This is a genomic window from Sphingobium sp. MI1205 (assembly GCF_001563285.1).
Classification (GTDB): Bacteria; Pseudomonadota; Alphaproteobacteria; order Sphingomonadales; family Sphingomonadaceae; genus Sphingobium.
The window spans coordinates 3,085,290-3,101,287 of record NZ_CP005188.1; the positions used below are offsets into that span (position 1 = coordinate 3,085,290).

Here is a 15,998-nt window from a genome sequence, read left to right on the forward strand (position 1 = left end):
TTGATCGCGTGCATTGTCATGGTCAGTTCACCGGAGCCCGCCTGCGATAGCTGAGCGCTTCGGCCACATGCACCCGCCCGACCTTTTCCGATCCGGCGAGGTCGGCAATGGTCCGCGCCACCCGCAGCACCCGTGTATAGCCCCTCGCCGACAGCTTCATTGCCGCTGCCGCCTGCGCCAGCAGTTCACGCCCGGCCGCGTCGGGGCCTGCTACATCCTCCAGCCGGTCGCCATCGACCTCGGCATTGGTGCGGACCCTGGTTCCCGCATAGCGCTGCGTCTGCACCTCTCGCGCCGCCGCGACCCGCGCTGCGACCTCTGTCGAACCTTCGGCGGGTGGAGGCAGGACCAGATCCGCCGCCGTCACCGCCTGCACTTCCACATGCAGGTCGATGCGGTCCAGCAACGGCCCCGATACCTTGGCCTGATAATCGGCGGCGCATCGAGGCGCGCGCGAACAAGCCAATGCCGGATCGCCCAGATGACCGCAGCGGCAGGGATTCATCGCCGCCACCAACTGCACCCGCGCCGGAAACGTGACATGTGCGTTGGCGCGCGCCACCGTGACCTCGCCGGTCTCCAGCGGCTGACGCAGGGAATCAAGAACCGTGCGCTGGAATTCGGGCAACTCATCCAGGAACAGCACGCCCAGATGCGCCATGCTGACTTCACCAGGTCGGGCCTTGTGTCCGCCGCCAACCAACGCGGCCATGGATGCGCTGTGATGCGGATTGCGGAACGGCCGCGCGCGGCTGATCCGTCCCCCTTCCAATGATCCGGCGACGCTCGCGACCATTGAGGTTTCCAGCGCCTCGGCCGGGGTCAGTTCCGGCAATATGCCGGGCAGGCAGCTCGCCATCAGCGACTTGCCTGCTCCGGGAGGACCAACCATCAACAGGTTATGACCGCCAGCGGCAGCGATCTCCAACGCACGCTTGGCCGTCTCCTGTCCCTTTACCTGTTTCAGATCGGACGCGCGCGGCGGCGGCTCGACTGCGCCGGGCTGGGGAGGCGACAGTGCAGCGCTGCCCTTGAAATGGTTGAGAAGGCTGAGCAGGTCTGGCGCCGCGATCACTTCGACCTGGCCCGCCCATGCCGCTTCCGATCCTTGAGCGACCGGGCACACCAGGCCCAATTCCCTTTCCCCCGCGTGCAGCGCAGCAAGCAGGACGCCGGGGGTCGTGGCGATGCGGCCGTCCAGGCTCAGTTCGCCGACCACCATATAGCCGGCCAGCGTCTCCGCATCGATCACTCCCATCGCTCCCAGCAGGGCCAGGGCGATAGGCAGGTCGAAATGAGAGCCTTCCTTGGGCAGATCCGCAGGCGAAAGGTTTACCGTAATCCGCTTGGGCGGCAGCGACAGGCCTATAGCGGCGATGGCGTTGCGCACCCGTTCCCGGCTTTCCGCCACCGCCTTGTCAGGCAGGCCCACCACGATGAAGTTGGGGAGGCCCGGGACCAGCTGGCACTGAACCTCCACGCTGCGCGCGTCCAGCCCGAGATAGGCGACCGTCGATACCGTCGAAACCAATGTGCCCCCGCTGTCTGAAAAAAGGCCGCTGCGTGCGGCGGCGTCAGCCCTGTTCTTCGGGCCGTCCCTTGAAACCCTGTGCCACGACATACCACTCAACGCTGCCCTTTCGGCTGGCCGGCGGCTTAGCGTGCTTGATTGTCGTGAAATGCTTTTTCAATATGGCGAGCAGGTCAGCATCAGTCCCCCCCGCAAACACCTTCGCGACAAAGGTGCCGCCCTTCCGCAGATTCTCTACCGCAAACCACGCCGCCGCCTCGACGAGCCCCATCGTGCGCAGATGGTCGGTCTGCGCATGGCCCACAGTGTTTGCCGCCATGTCAGAGATGACGAGATCGGGTGCATCCCCCAGCGTCTCGGTCAGCAGAGCCGGAGCCTTGTCGTCCATGAAGTCCATCTGAAACAGGGTGACTCCGTGAATGGGATCGGTCGGCAGCAGGTCGATGCCCACCACCTTCGCCTTGGGCGACAATTTCCTGACGACCTGCGCCCATCCGCCAGGCGCGACGCCCAGATCGACGACCGCGCGGGATCCCTTTACGAAGTGAAACTTCTCGTCAAGCTCGATCAGCTTGAAGGCAGCGCGGCTGCGCCACCCTTCCGCCTTGGCGCGCCGGACATAGGGATCGTTAAGCTGCCGTTCGAGCCAGCGTGTCGATTGCGCCGTGCGCCCCTTCGCCGATTTGACCCGGACCTTGCCCGCACCTGCACCCCTCACATCACTACTCCGTCACGGTCCATGAGGCCGCGCAATATGCCTTCACGAATGCCCCGGTCCGCTACGCCCAGCCGCTCCGCAGGCCAGATGTCGAGTATGGCTTCGAGTATCGCGCAGCCCGCCACGACCAGGTCCGCCCGTTCCGATCCGATACAGGGCAGCTTCTGCCGCTCCGCCAACGCCATGGTCGATAGCCTGCCGGAAATGGCGCGCATGGACGCGGATGGCACAATCAGCCCGTCGATTGCCTGTCGGTCATAGCGGGGAAGGTTAAGATGCAAGCTGGCCAGCGTTGTCACGGTCCCCGACGTGCCAAGCAGCCTTATCGCTGGCACATTGCGCGGCAGGCGGCGAGCAAGCGGGGCGAATGCGTCGGCCACGCGCGAGCGCATCCGCGCATAGGCGGCGATCCGTTCACCCGGATCAGCATGGTCGAACAATTCGCTTTCCGTGAGTGAGACGACGCCCCAAGGCGCGCTGACCCAGTCAACAATATGCGGCGCGCCCGATTGATTGGCGTCTACCAGCACCAGTTCGGTCGAGCCGCCGCCGATGTCGAATATCAGCGCCGGGCTATCGCCTGGCTCCAGCAGCGCATGACATCCCATGACAGCCAGCCTGGCTTCCTCCTGCGCGCTGATGATGTCGAGGGCGATGCCAGTTTCGCGATAGACGCGCTGAATGAAGTCGGCGCCGTTGGAGGCGCGGCGGCATGCCTCTGTCGCAACCGATCGCGCAAGTGTCACATGCCGACGCCGCAGCTTGTCGGCGCAGATGGACAACGCCGCAATCGCCCGATCGATGGCGGCATCGCTGATTCGTCCGGTCGCCGCCAGTCCTTCACCCAACCGGACGATGCGGGAAAAGGCATCGACGACGATGAATCCATCGGCGGAAGGCTTGGCAATCAGCAGGCGGCAATTATTCGTACCAAGGTCGATCGCGGCATAGGACCGTCTGCCGCGCGGCGAATGAGGCAACGGACCCCGCTGCGCCGACGGGGGAGGTATGGCCGCAGCCTTGCTCCCATTACCCTGGCCGGAACGGGCGCCCTTGCCCGAAACACCCCCGGCGGGACCGGAACTCTGCGGCGATGGGCGGCTTTGCTGCACCATGGCCGTAACTCTTTTCTTCTTCGCCGACACCGACAGGTGGCGGAACTTGGCTTCAGACTATGCGGGTGGCGCACAAAGCGCAAGACGGGGCCTGAAAAGCCAACACCATAGCGCGGTGGTATGCGCTGACGATCAAAGCGGGAGCAGAGCCGCCACGATCCAGCGCTCTTCCGCGCGAAGTACGCCCCAGGCACGCGCTGCAGCGCGGCTGTCCATCGCTTCGACGCCAATGCCTTTGGTCTCCAATTCGCGGACGAAGGCGCGCGGCGGCTGACGCAGACCGGCGCCGGTGCCCAGCAGCAGGAATTCCGGCCGTGGTTGGATATCCAGAAGATCGCCCAACGCGGCCACGGTCAACTGGTCGGGCGAAGGCGCATCGTTCCATGCCAGCGCCCGAAGCGGACTTAGCAGCAGTCCGCCCGGAAAGACGTCATCCCTGACGCGAAAGCCGCGCCCTACAAAGCCCGTGACAATCGGCCCCTGCCCCGCATCGTCGCGGCGCAGTTCCATGCCGATGCGTTTGTCGATCAGGGCCGCGCCCCGTCATCGCGTGGCCCCGTGCGCTCGGCTCTGTCGGCGATATTGGTCTTGGCCGCCTTGCGTTCCGACACCTGTGGCGAGAGGCCCAGCGTGATCAGCAGCGACGAGGACACATAGACCGAGGAATAGGTGCCGACCACGATGCCCAACATCATGGCTGCGGTGAAACCACGCAGCACGTGGCCGCCGAAGAACAACAACGCGCCCAGCGCCAGCATGATCGTGACCGACGTCATGACGGTGCGCGGCAGCGTTTCATTGACCGACAGGTCGATAAGCGCTTTCATGTCCATCTTGCGATATTTGCGCATATTTTCGCGGATACGGTCGTCGATCACCATCTTGTCGTTGATCGAGTAGCCGACGATGGTCAGCACCGCGGCGACGATGTTCAGGTCGAATTCCAACTGGGTGACAGCAAAGAAGCCCAGCGTCATCAGCAGATCATGCATAATGGCGACGAAGGTCGAAACGCCGAACTGCCATTCATATCGGAACCAGGAAAAGACCGCGATGCCGATCACGGCAAGCAGGACGGCCAGGACGCCGTTCTGGATCAGTTCGCCCGAAACTTTACCCGACACCGTATCGTATCGGGAGAAGGTTACACCCGGGAACTGGGCCGTCATGGCGTTACGCGTCTTTTCAACAATCGCATTTGCCGCGCCCGCCCCGCCCTGTTCGGGCAAGGGAAGGCGGATCTGCACGGTATTGGGATCGCCAAATTGCTGGAGCGAGCTTTCGCCCACATCCAGCGCGGCGATGGTGCTGCGCACACGATCCGTTTCAACCGCCTGGGGAAAGCGCGCCTCGATCATCAGGCCGCCGACGAAATCGACGCCCAAGTTGAGGCCACGATAGGCGGTGGTGCCGACGGCAAGCACGGTCAGCAGCGCGGTAAGGGCGAAGGCCCAGTGGCGCAGCTTCACAAAGCCGATGTTGGTGTGATCGGGGACGAGCTTCAGAAGTTTCATGGGTCTTTCTCCCGGCCCTTAAATGACGATCTCGGTCGGACGCTTGGCACGAAGCCAACGCGACGCGAGCAGGCGGGTGAAGGTCACGGCAGTGAATACGCTGGTAGCGATGCCAATCAGCAGCACGATGGCGAAACCCTTGACCGGGCCGGAACCCAAGGCGAGCATGATGCCGCCAGCGATGGCGTGAGTGACATTCGCTTCGAAAATGGTCCGGCTGGCTTCTTTATAGCCGAACTCGATCGCCTGTACGACATTTCGCCCGCGCCGCCGCTCTTCACGGATCCGCTCATAAATAAGCACGTTGGCGTCCACCGCCGTGCCGATGGTCAGCACGAAACCCGCGATGCCCGGCAGCGTCAAAGTCGCACCTAACATGCCCATGACGCCCAGGATGACGAGCACGTTTATCGCGACGGCAAGGTTCGCGTACATGCCGAACCGACCGTAGCTGACGAACATGAAGACAGCGACCGCAACCACGGCGATGATTGAAGCCATAAGGCCCGCCCGGATCGAATCCGCGCCCAACTGCGGACCCACCGTGCGCTCCTCAACAACCGTCAATGCGACGGGCAGCTTGCCCGAGCGCAGTGCGATCGCCAGCTGGTTCGCGCTTTCCACGGTAAAGTTGCCGCTGATCTGAGCGGAGCCACCGAGGATCGGCTCATTGATGTTCGGGGCCGACAGCACTTTGCCGTCAAGGATGATGGCGAAGGGCCGGTTGACATTCTGCGACGTCACCTGGCCGAACTTGCGCCCGCCCGATCCGTTGAAGCGAATGTTGACGATCGGCTGGTTATTCTGGTCATAACCTTGCGTGGCGTCGGTAAGATCCTCTCCCGACACCATCACCTGGCGCTTGACCGCTATCACCGGCACGCCGGAAGGATTATCGAGATAAGGCAGCACCTCGCTGCCCACGGGCGCGCGACCCTGCGCCACTTCGGACGGGTTTGCGGCGGTATCGACCAGCTTGAATTCCAGCTTGGCCGTCTGGCCCAGCAGATCCTTCAGTGCCTTGGGGTTTTGCAGGCCGGGAACCTGTACGACGATCCGATTGCCGCCCTGCTGCTGGATCGTAGGCTCACGCGTGCCCATTTCGTCGATACGCTTGCGGATGACCTCGGTCGCGACTTCCATCGCGCTCTTGACCGCATTGTCGATCCCCGCGTTCGTCGGCGTGATGACGATGGTCGAACTGTTCACCACCTCGACATTGAAGTCACGCTGACCGGTGAGGCCTGCGCCCTGCGTCAGCGGCCGGACACGCTCGACCGCAGCATCAACTTGCGACGGATCGCGAACCATGAAGCTGAGCTTGCCATCGCGGCTGGAAATGTCGCCGATGGCTATGCGCGGGCTGCCGCGGCGCAGCTCCGTGCGGACCTGCTCCTCCATGTTGACGAGGCGCTGCTTGGCGACGTCCTGCGTTGATGCTTCAAGCAGCAGATGGCTGCCGCCCGAAAGATCCAGACCCAGATTGACGCGGGTCTGCATGAAAGAGGGTAACCGCTCGACAGCCGTGTCGGGCAGAAAACTCGGCACCGCGCAGAGGATGCCGATAACCAGGGGCAGCAGGATCGCCGTAACGGCCCAGCGCGAAAAGTTCAGCATCGCTGGCTCAGTCGTTCGCGGGCTTGGCGGTCGTGGGATCGACGACGTCGGTAAGGGTCGATTTGACTGCCTTCACCTTCATGCCCGGCGCAAGTTCGACATCGACATAATGCTCATCGACCCGGGCAACCTTGCCGACCAAGCCACCGCCGGTCACCACCTGATCGCCCTTTTTCACTGCGTCGATCTTTGCCTTGTGCTCCTTCATCCGCTTTTGCTGCGGGCGGATCAGCAGAAAGTAGAAGACGACGAAGATGAGGACGAGCGGCGCCATCTGTATCAGCATCGAAGCGCCGGACGACTGCTCGCCCGCGGTCTGGGCAAAGGCTGGGGTAATGAGCATGGTGGGACTTTCGCCTTGTTCTCTTGTCCAGCCGCAGGCAGGCAAGTGCCTGCGGATCAAAGGCGCGCGGCTAACACAGATGTGGATAGTGAGGCAATATGATTAGGGATGGCGCTGGACGGCAGAAAGGGCGCGCCGAAACGCTTGCATGTTTTCAAACATGCTTCTATGTGCCGCCGCTCCGGTCGGGACGTAGCGCAGCCTGGTAGCGCATCACACTGGGGGTGTGGGGGTCGGAGGTTCGAATCCTCTCGTCCCGACCAATATTTCAACAGGTTAGCTGATATTTTCACCCCGCCAGGGGCCACAAATCCGCTCTGGTGGTGCAAATTTATTTTTGGCAGCGGCCACGCGGTGCATCCCGACGCTTCGATATTGAACGCGTACGCCACCCTTCCGAATTGAGGATTCGCCTCCCCGCCATTATGCCGACAGGCAGATGCTAGAGCCGCTGCTTCTTCGTCCCGCCGAGTTCGTCAAAATTCGGGACGGCTAATTGCGTTTCTGAAACGACCGTCAGGAACGGCCTGACAGCCATCATCCCGACGAGCGTGCTTGACGCGATGGTATCAACTGCAAGGCGCGGGCGGAACAATCGCCTTTTAATCGATTTATTGCGCCTCGCCTCAGCCCTCATTGCGGTGCTTGCGATCACTCTCATCCTTGCTCCCAATCCGATAGAGACGGGTATTGGGATGGCTCTGCTATTCGGCGGAGGCATCGCATTCATATTGGCCCACTTCCGCAGCAAGGTGCGCCACGAGCCTCAAATCGAAACTTATCACCCAGCCGAGTCAGGCGCTTGAACGTGACCTCCGCGCACTCGACCTCTTTCGGAGCCAAATCGCCAGCGGCGACATCCCGTGTGCGCAACTGCTTCCCGACGGAACGTTTAAGCCGCTATCACCAAATGCGGTGCAAGCATTTCTTCGACCATGGCGCCTTGCTCGTTGTCAGCAGGGACCAAGACCTCTGGCAGTGTATCCCCCAGCGTCCGGTTCCGATGAGCGAATTGTGGATCAAACTTGACGCACGCATGGCCCTTGCCCTCCTCACATCGAGAACATTGCTGGACACCGCCGACCGCGAACTGTTCGACCGCCACACCGCATGGCTTCTCGCCCACCGCCGTTACTGAACCAAACCGCAGACGCTTTCTGACCCCAGCCTGATCGATGGGCGGGCCGGTCGAGGCTGCATCTCCCGACACGCATGAACCCACTCAATCGTGCTTTCACGGAAAGATGACCCATGCCTTCAATCCGCAACACCCTTGATCTCACGCGCGACGGTGCAGCCGCTGGCCTCGATCAATGCTTGCGAACGAACTCGGCCCTGAGAACCAGCCCTTTGATTCCTTCATAGCGGCAGTCAATTTCCTGCGGGTCGCCAGTCAGCCGGATCGACTTGATCACGGTTCCCTTGCGCAGCGTCTGTCCAGCTCCCTTGACCTTCAGATCCTTGATCGTGATGACGCTGTCGCCGTCCGCCAGAAGGTTGCCGGCGGAATCGCGCACCTCCACCCGGTCTGCCGCCAACGCCATAGCGGCAGCTTCCGATTTGGAGATCCACTCGCCTGAAGCTTCGTCATAGAAATAATCATCATTCGTATCGTTCATGTGAAGATCCATCTTTTGCTGGTCAGTTGAGCCGTTCGGCTGCCGTCGCGGGTGCAGCGGCGATTGCTCTTGCAACGCGCAGGGCGTCGGGAAAATCGTGACTGAAGATCATATGCCGGTCCGCTGGCCCCAGTGAAACCCGCACGAGCATTGCTAGGGGCTGCGGCTGAATGCCCGAAATTATGATCTGCGTGCCGGCCGACGCGGCGTACCGCACGACTTCCTCGATCGTCGTCACGCCGCTGGCATCGAGCAGCGGCACCCGCCGCATACGAAGGATGATGATCTTCGGCGGCGGCCCGACGCGCCGCAGCGTATCGAGCAATTCATTGGCGACGCCGAAGAAGAGAGGGCCATCGATGCGGAAGACTTCGACGCCCGGAGGAAGCGCGTCGCGCTGATGGACGTCCTCTCCTTCCTCCTCTGATGGCAGCACAATTTCGCTGCTGTCGTTTGCGATCTCCACCGCTCGGCTCATGCGCATCATGAAGAGGAGCGAGGCGAGCGTGACGCCGACGCCGATCGCGACCGTGAGATCGACGAGGACCGTGAGGCTGAAAGTCAGCAGGAGGAGAGTGCGATCGCCATTGGGCATGCGCAGCAACTGGATGAAGCGATGATGTTCGCTCATACCCCAGGCGACCATGAACAATATGGCCGCGAGCGCCGCCAAAGGCACATAGGCCATGAGATCCGAAGCGAACAGTATGAACAGCAGCAGGAACAGCGCGTGCATCATGCCGGCCACGGGTGTGATCGCGCCAGCCTTGATGTTGGTGGCCGTGCGCGCGATAGCGCCGGTCGCGGGCAGGCCGCCGAACAGTGCCGACGCGATGTTCGCTATCCCCTGACCCACCAGCTCCTGATTGGATCGATGCCGCGAACCGATCATGCCATCGGCGACGACCGCCGAGAGGAGCGCCTCGATCCCGGCGAGAAAGGCGATGGTGAAAGCCGACGGTATGATCGCCCGCGCCTTCGCCAGGGAAAATGCAGGCAAGGCGGGAACGGGGAGGCCCGTCGGCAGGTCCGGAAAGCGCGACCCGATCGTCTCCACTGGAAGATGGAGAAGCGCGACGGCTACTGCCGCTAATATAACGGCGATCAGGAAGCCCGGTAAGCGCGGCGCCCATTTGCGAAGGGCTGTGATTAGCGCCAGCGATCCCACACCCACCGTCAGGGTGCCGAGGCGGACGCTGTCCAGCTCCACAAAATAGGCTGCCCATTTTCCAAGAAAATCAGCGGGCACGCTTTCCATCGACAGGCCGAGAAAATCCTTCACCTGGCTTGATGCGATGATCACCGCGATGCCGGCTGTGAAGCCGGTGACCACCGGCTGCGGAATGAAGCGCACGAGGTTACCCAAGCCCGCATAGCCGGCGATGATCAGCATCGCCCCCGCCATCAATGTCGCGAGCAGCAGACCGTCATAGCCATGTTGTGCGATGACGCCGAAAACGACGACGACGAAGGCGCCGGTTGGTCCGCCCACCTGAACGCGCGAGCCACCAAGCGCCGAGATCAGGAAACCGGCAATAACAGCCGTGACAAGTCCCTTGTCGGGCGATGCGCCGCTTGCGATCGCCAGCGCCATGGCCAGAGGTAGGGCGACGATCGCAACGGTGAGGCCGGCAATACAGTCGCGCCTCAGCCGATCGAGCGAATAGCCCTCGCGCAGGACCGTGACCAGCTTCGGGGTGAAAGCGATCAGGCGGCCATCAGCATCCATCGTCTTGTGCCGATTGATCGAACAGGACCGACGGTACACGCCTGGTTTGTCCGCCGACAAAGCTGTCCTTGAGGCGTACGCCACGTCCCGCCCCGCTGCTCTGGGCATTCTCTCCTATGATCTCGATTCCTGCGGACTCGATAGCGTTGATCACCTTGACCAAGGTATCGACGACGCTTCGCACCTGCCCGTCGGACGCTTCCATCCGCTGGATCGTTGGCAGAGAAACACCTGCCAACGCGGCGAGTTGACGTTGATCGATGCCGAGCAACGCTCGCGCAGCCCGCATTTGCTGAGACGTGATCATAAGCACTGTATGATATATGAAACATCAAATTACAATCTTTCATCTCACATATGCGATGTGATAGATGAATAATAGATCATCCTTCATCTGCGGGCGGCTTAATGTCACGACGCGGTGGGCGGGATTTGTGAAGACTTGATCCGCCGCCGAGAGGGCCTTCATCGTCAACCAAAGGGTCGATCAGGAAACGGACAGGAACACGTGCGAGGAAATGATTACAACCGATGAGCGCGCACTTGCCCGCGTCTCCGTTCGCGACATGGTGCAGCGGATTCCACGATGGTTGCGCGGCGACCTGAACGCGAATGACCCGATGCTCCGGGAGCGGGCCGAGGACGCCTTAGTGGCGATGATCGCTGCGCTCCAGGAAAATGGTCGCACATGACAGACCCTCCCTGTGTCAAATATCTTGAACTACAGCTGCGCCGGTTCGACGAATTCTGCTCCCGAAGGACGATTTGTCAAACGTTCACCCGGGAGGAGGGGATGCTTCTCGATCGTATAAGCCGGGCCAATCATCTGAATATAGCAGCATGGCGGGAGACGTTAGCCAGACGATAGGACGCGTCGATCTGGCTTACCGGGCGCAAGGCGGATGTAGTTCAACAATCAGGCCCGTACATTATCGCCCGACTTCTGGCGGGAGGCTGTTCCTGCCAACAATATGCCCGTACCCCTTCGTTTGTCCATCAGGTCCGCCAGCGAGTAACGATCCAGTACGGCCAAGAAGACGCAGAGCGCTTCCTTGAGCACGCCGGTCGTGCTGCAAGGCAGGCGCAATCACGCAGCTTGCGCAATCAACAAGATCAAATCCGCCCTCGGTATGGCGGACAAGCGTGCCGATGTTGATCTCCTCAGGAGCTTGGCCGGGACGGATGCCGCCGCCACGGACGCGGACGCTTTCGATATATCCCGACATCCCGACCGCGCGAGATCATTCACCTTTCATGAGGTGATTTTGCGAGATGCGACAGGCCGTGGCGACCTCCGCGATGAGCACAGGTGATCGGGCCGCGCGGCGAGATAAGCCAGCACGCGTATTGAATAGTCCGTAAACAGCGTCAGCGTCATGGCGTTCCGAACGGCCGCGATCGGCAGTCGGATAATAGGTCTAACGTTGCATCTTTCAAACGTCAGATATAGATGCATTAAATATGCATGATTGGAGCATGAGTCGTGGACAATGCCTCAACGATCGACGAAGCAGGCCTGGAACGGGTGGTGCAGGCTTTTTATGCTCGTGTGCGGGCAGATGCAGAACTCGGCCCCATCTTCCATGATGCAGTTCGGGACTGGCCCGACCATTTGAAAAAATTGACTGCCTTCTGGTCGTCGGTAATGTTGGGAAGCGGTCGCTACAAGGGGCAACCAGTCCCGGCCCACTTCAAGCATAAGGATCGCATCAAGCCTGCACTGTTTGATCGCTGGCTCGGTCTCTGGAACGAGACGACCGAAGCATTGATGGAACCCGACGCCGCGACGGCGCTCCAGGCCAAGGCAGCGCACATTGCAGAGAGTTTGAAACTCGCCCTCTACTTCCAGCTCGATGCCATGCCACGCCGGGCTGATGTCCCGCGAGGAGTCTTCAGCGCGGAGGAGCCTGAACAGAGGTTGCGTCCATGAAAACTGTCCAACCTTATCGCTCGACGCCTGTGTTCGACCAAGACACATTGCCGGCGGCCCTGCGCGCGCGCCACGATACAAAGGCAGGCGTTTGGGGCGTGATCCGCGTGATCGAGGGGCAGCTTGAACTCACTTATCTCGATCCGCCTTCCACGACACTCCTCACACCCGACCAGCCAGGTTTGGTGGAGCCACAACAGCCCCATTTCGTCACTCCGATCGGCGCGATGAAGATGCAGGTCGACTTTTACGATCATCCACCTGCCCGCTGACGGTGAGACCGCCTATCCCGATAATATTTCACGGGAGATGTAGATGTCACAGCCCCTCAGTGACCAACCATCGCGCTCGTGAAGGCCACGGTTCCCGCACTGGAAGCCCATGGGCTGGACATTGTCCATGAAATGTATGCGCGGATGTTTCGGAACCCGGAAATTCGCGACCTCTTCTATCAATCCCATCATGGCGATGCCGGTTCGCAGCCCCAAGCCCTGACCGGCGCGATCCTGGCCTTGTGTCAGAACACTTTGCATCGAGCGCCTCGCCTGCCGATGAATGAAGTGGCGAAATGAACGCGTTTTTCGCGGGTGCCCTTCCTGGTTTATCCAAATCCTATTTTTCCTATTTTGGTGCGAGCCGGCGATTTTCGCTGTCCTACAGCGAACCATATGGGATAAATGCTTCGCCTCATTCGAATAGAGGAGGCGGTTTTCATGGATGTTTCGGCGCTGATCGACGAAGTGATCGCACGCGAGGGGGGCTATAGCAACCATCCGGCGGATCGGGGTGGCCCGACCAATTTCGGCATTACGCAGGCAGTGGCGCGGGCCAATGGCTATGCTGGCGACATGCGGCGGCTGCCCCGTACGATGGCGGAAGCAATATACCGGCGGCTTTACTGGGAACGGCCAGGCTATGCCTTCGTCGCGCAGGCCGCGCCGCAAATAGCGGCGGAATTGTTCGACAGCGCCGTCAACATGGGTCCGGGAACTGCGACCGGCTTCCTGCAAAGAGCGCTCAACGCCCTCAATCGCAATCAGAAGGATTATCCGGACCTGAGGGTCGATCGCGTAATCGGAGCGAAGACACTGGGCGCGCTCGGCGCCTTCATCATGCTGCGCGGCAAGGCCGGGGAGAAGGTGCTGCTCAAGACGATCGAGGCGTTGCAGGGCGAACGCTATGTGGCGCTGGCGGAGAGCAGGCCCGCCAATGAGGCGTTTCTCTATGGCTGGCTTGCAAATCGGATCGGCAATTTATGAGCGCGCCCCGCCGTCCCCGCACGCCCGCGGATCGCTGGACGGTGCGCGCAAGGCCCGCGTTCCTCTACGTCATGTACGGGCTGCTGTTATGGTCCGTACCGCTGGGGCTGGTCGGGGGCGCGCGGCCGGAGATGGCCGAAGCGATCATCCGGACGATGCGCGCCTATTTCGAAGCACTGCCCGAGCCGCTCTATGCGCTGTTTGGGACAGGGTATCTGGGCTACACGGCGGCGCGCACATGGGGCAAGGTGAAAGGCGCTGAACGATAGCATCGCGCGGCCCGCCTTCCGCCAACCAAAATGAGAGGGGCCGCTGGGCAGATAAATCCCAGCGGCCCATCATTGACATGGTCAGCGGCCGGAAGTGCCGCCCAAGGGAAACGTGGATCGCGCTATCTTCTCAAGCAGAGGACCATCACGCCACGGACGGCGGCGCAGATGCCTCAAAAATGCTCTTGAAAAATCGACGCCGACGGCGTCGCTCAGCGGCGCGTTTCCCGAAGGGACTTGACCGACCTCACTGCTGAACCATGAGACATCGGATCACCTCCTTTCGCTTGTTGAAGCCCGGCGTAGCCTGCCTTGGAAATCATCTTAGTGCTTGGCCACGAACCGGACTGTGAATCAGACGGAAGACATGATCAAGACTTGTAATATTCTTTTTTCGAATCATACTTGCGCGTCCGCCTGAAAAGCTGATCTGGTGCGTCGCGCAGTATCCAGCCCACAAGATATGGCGAAATTGCGCGCCGACCGCAGGGTCACAGCGCGGTTAGCGGCGGCAATCCTCGATCACGCGTCCCACCTCTGCCCAGGCGGGAACGATCAGCGTTTCCAATCCCTGGACTTCCACCGCGAACCGGCCCCGGCTGTAGGCAATCTGGTCAAGCGCCGGGTCGCTGGCGGCGCGGGTGGCGAACGTGCCCGAAGTGGCTGCCGCAGCAGGCCAGCTGACCGCGCCATAGGTCGTGCGCAGCGTCATCGCGCCCTGCCCCGCTCCCGCACGCAGAAAGCTGATCCGGCCCGCCGCGGGATCGCAGCGCAATGTCAGCACCGCACCGGCGCCGGGCGCGGAGAAGGCGGCCAACGACCCCGCGCCATCGGCACGGTAGACCCAGTTGCCGGGCGTGGCGGGGCGATATTGCCAGTCCAGCGGCGCCGGAACCGGCGCGGGCGCTGGTGCTGGCGCCGGAGGCGGCGCGGATGGCCGGGGCGCAGGCGCTGCCGCCTGCTCCGGCGCGCCCACACAGGAAGGCAAAAGGAACAGCATGGGCGCGAGCGCGGCGGAGACAGGATGAAAACGCATGCCGCCTCATGCCCGAGGCAGGGGCAAGGCTTCAACCCGAAAAGGGCCGGGCGGCCCGAAAGGCGAGCCAGCGAACCGGCGAGGTCCGCCGTTGCCCGTTCGTGAGTACGCGCGGGCGCGGCGGCACGCACGCGGAAAGCCCCCGGCACACCAGCTGCCGATTGACAGTTTCCCGCCGAATCGCTAGGGGCTGGCTCATCCCGGACATGCTGGTGAGCGGCAGTGCATGGCACTGGCCGTCTTTTTTGCGTCCCGGGGGCTATCGAATCGGCCGAAGTCCTTCTAGGGCTTTGGCCCGGACGCTTTGAGATGGGACGGCGCCAACCGTCCCGTGGAGCAGGAGTACAGATTACCATGGCACGTATTGCGGGTGTTAACATCCCGACCAACAAGCGCGTAATCATCGCGCTCACCTACATTCACGGTATCGGCCGCAAGACCGCCGTCGACATCGCCACGAAGCTGGGCATCGACCAGAGCCGCCGCGTTCAGGACCTGTCGGACGCCGAAGTCCTGCAGATCCGCGAAGCCATTGACGCCGACCTCACCGTTGAAGGTGACCTGCGTCGTGAAACCGCGATGAACATCAAGCGCCTGATGGATCTGGCCTGCTATCGTGGCCTGCGTCATCGCAAAGGCCTGCCGGTCCGCGGTCAGCGCACGCATACCAATGCGCGCACCCGCAAGGGCAAGGCCAAGCCGATCGCCGGCAAGAAGAAGTAATTCGTCCGGGGGACGAATTACTCCGCCGGAGGCAGATCTCCCCAAGCGAGACGCCTCCTGCGCAACCAGATTTTGTAGGAAGAGCTAACAATGGCACGCGAACCCCAGCGCATCAAGCGCCGCGAACGCAAGAACATCTCGGCCGGCGTCGCGCACGTCAACGCCAGCTTCAACAACACCATGGTGACCATCACCGACGCCCAGGGCAATGCGATCAGCTGGTCCTCGGCAGGCATGATGGGCTTCAAGGGCAGCCGCAAATCTACCCCGTACGCCGCGCAGGTCTGCGCTGAAGACGCGGGCCGCAAGGCCGCCGAACATGGCGTGCGCACGCTGGAAGTCGAAGTGAAGGGCCCCGGTTCGGGCCGTGAATCGGCACTGCGCGCCCTGCAGGCCGTCGGCTTCCACATCACTTCTATCCGCGACGTGACGCCGATCCCGCACAATGGCGTGCGTCCTTCCAAGCGTCGCCGCGTCTAACAGCGGCACAAGGCTTGCCGGGCGGCGGACGCGTCGCCCGTTTACCCATCTGCATCGCCGCAACGTCCTGTCGGGTTCAGGATTTCAGCGTTCCGGCCTTATCCCCAGGGGAAAT

General features: G+C 61.9%; 20 protein-coding genes, 1 tRNA gene and 1 pseudogene. 10 read left to right on the forward strand and 12 right to left on the reverse strand.

Annotated features, from left to right (window positions below):
• Window positions 1-22: 22 nt before the first annotated feature.
• From K663_RS15285 to yajC, 7 genes are all read right to left on the reverse strand, one after another.
• A complete protein-coding gene (locus K663_RS15285; RefSeq protein WP_062119393.1) occupies window positions 23-1,531 on the reverse strand; it encodes a YifB family Mg chelatase-like AAA ATPase in 1,509 nt (502 codons plus the stop codon).
• A 43-nt stretch (window positions 1,532-1,574) separates the two neighbouring features.
• On the reverse strand, window positions 1,575-2,249 hold the full coding sequence (locus K663_RS15290; protein ID WP_037464396.1) for an RlmE family RNA methyltransferase: 675 nt from the start codon (window positions 2,247-2,249) through the stop codon (window positions 1,575-1,577).
• Entirely contained in the window at window positions 2,246-3,364 is a 1,119-nt protein-coding gene (locus tag K663_RS15295; protein WP_062119395.1) for a Ppx/GppA phosphatase family protein, read from the reverse strand. Before K663_RS15295 ends, K663_RS15290 begins: the two co-directional genes overlap by 4 nt.
• 132 nt (window positions 3,365-3,496) lie before the next feature.
• On the reverse strand, window positions 3,497-3,874 hold the full coding sequence (locus K663_RS15300) for an Mth938-like domain-containing protein (RefSeq protein ID WP_083535926.1): 378 nt from the start codon (window positions 3,872-3,874) through the stop codon (window positions 3,497-3,499).
• Window positions 3,875-3,891: 17 nt separating this feature from the next.
• Window positions 3,892-4,878 carry a protein translocase subunit SecF gene (secF, locus tag K663_RS15305; protein WP_062119398.1) on the reverse strand — a complete coding sequence of 329 codons (987 nt, stop codon included), beginning with the start codon at window positions 4,876-4,878 and terminating at the stop codon, window positions 3,892-3,894.
• An 18-nt stretch (window positions 4,879-4,896) separates the two neighbouring features.
• Window positions 4,897-6,495: a protein translocase subunit SecD gene (gene secD, locus K663_RS15310; RefSeq protein WP_062119400.1), complete on the reverse strand. Its 1,599-nt coding sequence runs from the start codon at window positions 6,493-6,495 to the stop codon at window positions 4,897-4,899.
• A 7-nt stretch (window positions 6,496-6,502) separates the two neighbouring features.
• On the reverse strand, window positions 6,503-6,838 hold the full coding sequence (yajC, locus tag K663_RS15315) for a preprotein translocase subunit YajC (protein ID WP_037464383.1): 336 nt from the start codon (window positions 6,836-6,838) through the stop codon (window positions 6,503-6,505).
• A 186-nt stretch (window positions 6,839-7,024) separates the two neighbouring features.
• Here yajC and K663_RS15320 point away from each other — a divergent pair.
• A tRNA-Pro gene (locus tag K663_RS15320) sits at window positions 7,025-7,101 on the forward strand.
• 179 nt (window positions 7,102-7,280) lie between these two features.
• Here the strand turns inward: K663_RS15320 and K663_RS15325 are convergent.
• Entirely contained in the window at window positions 7,281-7,499 is a 219-nt protein-coding gene (locus K663_RS15325; RefSeq protein WP_062119403.1) for a hypothetical protein, read from the reverse strand.
• Between the two features lie 342 nt (window positions 7,500-7,841).
• Here K663_RS15325 and K663_RS25090 point away from each other — a divergent pair, with 342 nt between their 5' ends.
• A complete protein-coding gene (locus tag K663_RS25090; RefSeq protein WP_256382103.1) occupies window positions 7,842-7,976 on the forward strand; it encodes a hypothetical protein in 135 nt (44 codons plus the stop codon).
• Window positions 7,977-8,148: 172 nt separating this feature from the next.
• Here K663_RS25090 and K663_RS15335 read toward each other — a convergent pair whose 3' ends face one another.
• From K663_RS15335 to K663_RS15345, 3 genes are read right to left on the reverse strand one after another with little or no spacing between them, the layout of a single operon-like run.
• Complete coding sequence (locus K663_RS15335) at window positions 8,149-8,457, reverse strand: alkylphosphonate utilization protein (RefSeq protein ID WP_062119409.1); 309 nt, start codon at window positions 8,455-8,457, stop codon at window positions 8,149-8,151.
• Window positions 8,458-8,479: 22 nt separating this feature from the next.
• Window positions 8,480-10,186 (reverse strand): SulP family inorganic anion transporter, encoded by a 1,707-nt coding sequence (locus K663_RS15340; protein ID WP_062119413.1) that lies wholly within the window; start codon window positions 10,184-10,186, stop codon window positions 8,480-8,482.
• Entirely contained in the window at window positions 10,176-10,493 is a 318-nt protein-coding gene (locus K663_RS15345; RefSeq protein WP_062119427.1) for a helix-turn-helix domain-containing protein, read from the reverse strand. Before K663_RS15345 ends, K663_RS15340 begins: the two co-directional genes overlap by 11 nt.
• Before the next feature lie 211 nt (window positions 10,494-10,704).
• Here K663_RS15345 and K663_RS24675 point away from each other — a divergent pair, with 211 nt between their 5' ends.
• The 6 genes and pseudogenes from K663_RS24675 (at window position 10,705) to K663_RS15375 (ending at window position 13,644) form a co-directional block, all read left to right on the forward strand.
• Window positions 10,705-10,878, forward strand: a complete 174-nt coding sequence (locus K663_RS24675; protein WP_201026645.1) for a hypothetical protein — start codon at window positions 10,705-10,707, stop codon at window positions 10,876-10,878.
• A gap of 791 nt (window positions 10,879-11,669) precedes the next feature.
• Window positions 11,670-12,116, forward strand: a complete 447-nt coding sequence (locus K663_RS15355; RefSeq protein ID WP_062119432.1) for a group III truncated hemoglobin — start codon at window positions 11,670-11,672, stop codon at window positions 12,114-12,116.
• Complete coding sequence (locus K663_RS15360) at window positions 12,113-12,388, forward strand: DUF1971 domain-containing protein (protein WP_062119436.1); 276 nt, start codon at window positions 12,113-12,115, stop codon at window positions 12,386-12,388. Before K663_RS15355 ends, K663_RS15360 begins: the two co-directional genes overlap by 4 nt.
• Before the next feature lie 43 nt (window positions 12,389-12,431).
• Window positions 12,432-12,640 (forward strand): annotated as a pseudogene (locus K663_RS15365) (nitric oxide dioxygenase); the annotation flags it as partial.
• A 189-nt stretch (window positions 12,641-12,829) separates the two neighbouring features.
• Entirely contained in the window at window positions 12,830-13,375 is a 546-nt protein-coding gene (locus tag K663_RS15370) for a glycoside hydrolase family 108 protein (RefSeq protein WP_062121043.1), read from the forward strand.
• Complete coding sequence (locus tag K663_RS15375; RefSeq protein ID WP_062119443.1) at window positions 13,372-13,644, forward strand: 3TM-type holin; 273 nt, start codon at window positions 13,372-13,374, stop codon at window positions 13,642-13,644. The genes K663_RS15370 and K663_RS15375 overlap by 4 nt, the downstream gene beginning before the upstream one ends.
• A gap of 502 nt (window positions 13,645-14,146) precedes the next feature.
• Here the strand turns inward: K663_RS15375 and K663_RS15380 are convergent.
• Window positions 14,147-14,680: a hypothetical protein gene (locus K663_RS15380; RefSeq protein ID WP_062119446.1), complete on the reverse strand. Its 534-nt coding sequence runs from the start codon at window positions 14,678-14,680 to the stop codon at window positions 14,147-14,149.
• 354 nt (window positions 14,681-15,034) lie between these two features.
• On the opposite strand from K663_RS15380, the gene rpsM reads away from it, so the two are divergent.
• Together rpsM and rpsK are read left to right on the forward strand one after the other, a co-directional pair.
• The gene (rpsM, locus tag K663_RS15385) at window positions 15,035-15,403 is read left to right on the forward strand and encodes a 30S ribosomal protein S13 (RefSeq protein ID WP_037467883.1); all 369 of its coding nucleotides are present in this window, start codon (window positions 15,035-15,037) and stop codon (window positions 15,401-15,403) included.
• 90 nt (window positions 15,404-15,493) lie between these two features.
• Complete coding sequence (gene rpsK, locus K663_RS15390) at window positions 15,494-15,883, forward strand: 30S ribosomal protein S11 (RefSeq protein WP_004208752.1); 390 nt, start codon at window positions 15,494-15,496, stop codon at window positions 15,881-15,883.
• The last annotated feature ends 115 nt before the right edge of the window (window positions 15,884-15,998 follow it).

Coding starts and splice junctions, on each gene's coding strand:
- K663_RS15295 (WP_062119395.1), bottom strand. CDS start 3,364: ATGGTGCAGCAAAGCCGCCCATCGCCGCAGAGTTCCGGTCCCGCCGGG.
- K663_RS15300 (WP_083535926.1), bottom strand. CDS start 3,874: ATGGAACTGCGCCGCGACGATGCGGGGCAGGGGCCGATTGTCACGGGC.
- secF (WP_062119398.1), bottom strand. CDS start 4,878: ATGAAACTTCTGAAGCTCGTCCCCGATCACACCAACATCGGCTTTGTG.
- secD (WP_062119400.1), bottom strand. CDS start 6,495: ATGCTGAACTTTTCGCGCTGGGCCGTTACGGCGATCCTGCTGCCCCTG.
- yajC (WP_037464383.1), bottom strand. CDS start 6,838: ATGCTCATTACCCCAGCCTTTGCCCAGACCGCGGGCGAGCAGTCGTCC.
- K663_RS15325 (WP_062119403.1), bottom strand. CDS start 7,499: ATGAGAGTGATCGCAAGCACCGCAATGAGGGCTGAGGCGAGGCGCAAT.
- K663_RS25090 (WP_256382103.1), top strand. CDS start 7,842: ATGAGCGAATTGTGGATCAAACTTGACGCACGCATGGCCCTTGCCCTC.
- K663_RS15335 (WP_062119409.1), bottom strand. CDS start 8,457: ATGAACGATACGAATGATGATTATTTCTATGACGAAGCTTCAGGCGAG.
- K663_RS15340 (WP_062119413.1), bottom strand. CDS start 10,186: ATGGATGCTGATGGCCGCCTGATCGCTTTCACCCCGAAGCTGGTCACG.
- K663_RS15345 (WP_062119427.1), bottom strand. CDS start 10,493: ATGATCACGTCTCAGCAAATGCGGGCTGCGCGAGCGTTGCTCGGCATC.
- K663_RS24675 (WP_201026645.1), top strand. CDS start 10,705: ATGATTACAACCGATGAGCGCGCACTTGCCCGCGTCTCCGTTCGCGAC.
- K663_RS15360 (WP_062119436.1), top strand. CDS start 12,113: ATGAAAACTGTCCAACCTTATCGCTCGACGCCTGTGTTCGACCAAGAC.
- K663_RS15370 (WP_062121043.1), top strand. CDS start 12,830: ATGGATGTTTCGGCGCTGATCGACGAAGTGATCGCACGCGAGGGGGGC.
- K663_RS15375 (WP_062119443.1), top strand. CDS start 13,372: ATGAGCGCGCCCCGCCGTCCCCGCACGCCCGCGGATCGCTGGACGGTG.
- K663_RS15380 (WP_062119446.1), bottom strand. CDS start 14,680: ATGCGTTTTCATCCTGTCTCCGCCGCGCTCGCGCCCATGCTGTTCCTT.
- rpsM (WP_037467883.1), top strand. CDS start 15,035: ATGGCACGTATTGCGGGTGTTAACATCCCGACCAACAAGCGCGTAATC.
- rpsK (WP_004208752.1), top strand. CDS start 15,494: ATGGCACGCGAACCCCAGCGCATCAAGCGCCGCGAACGCAAGAACATC.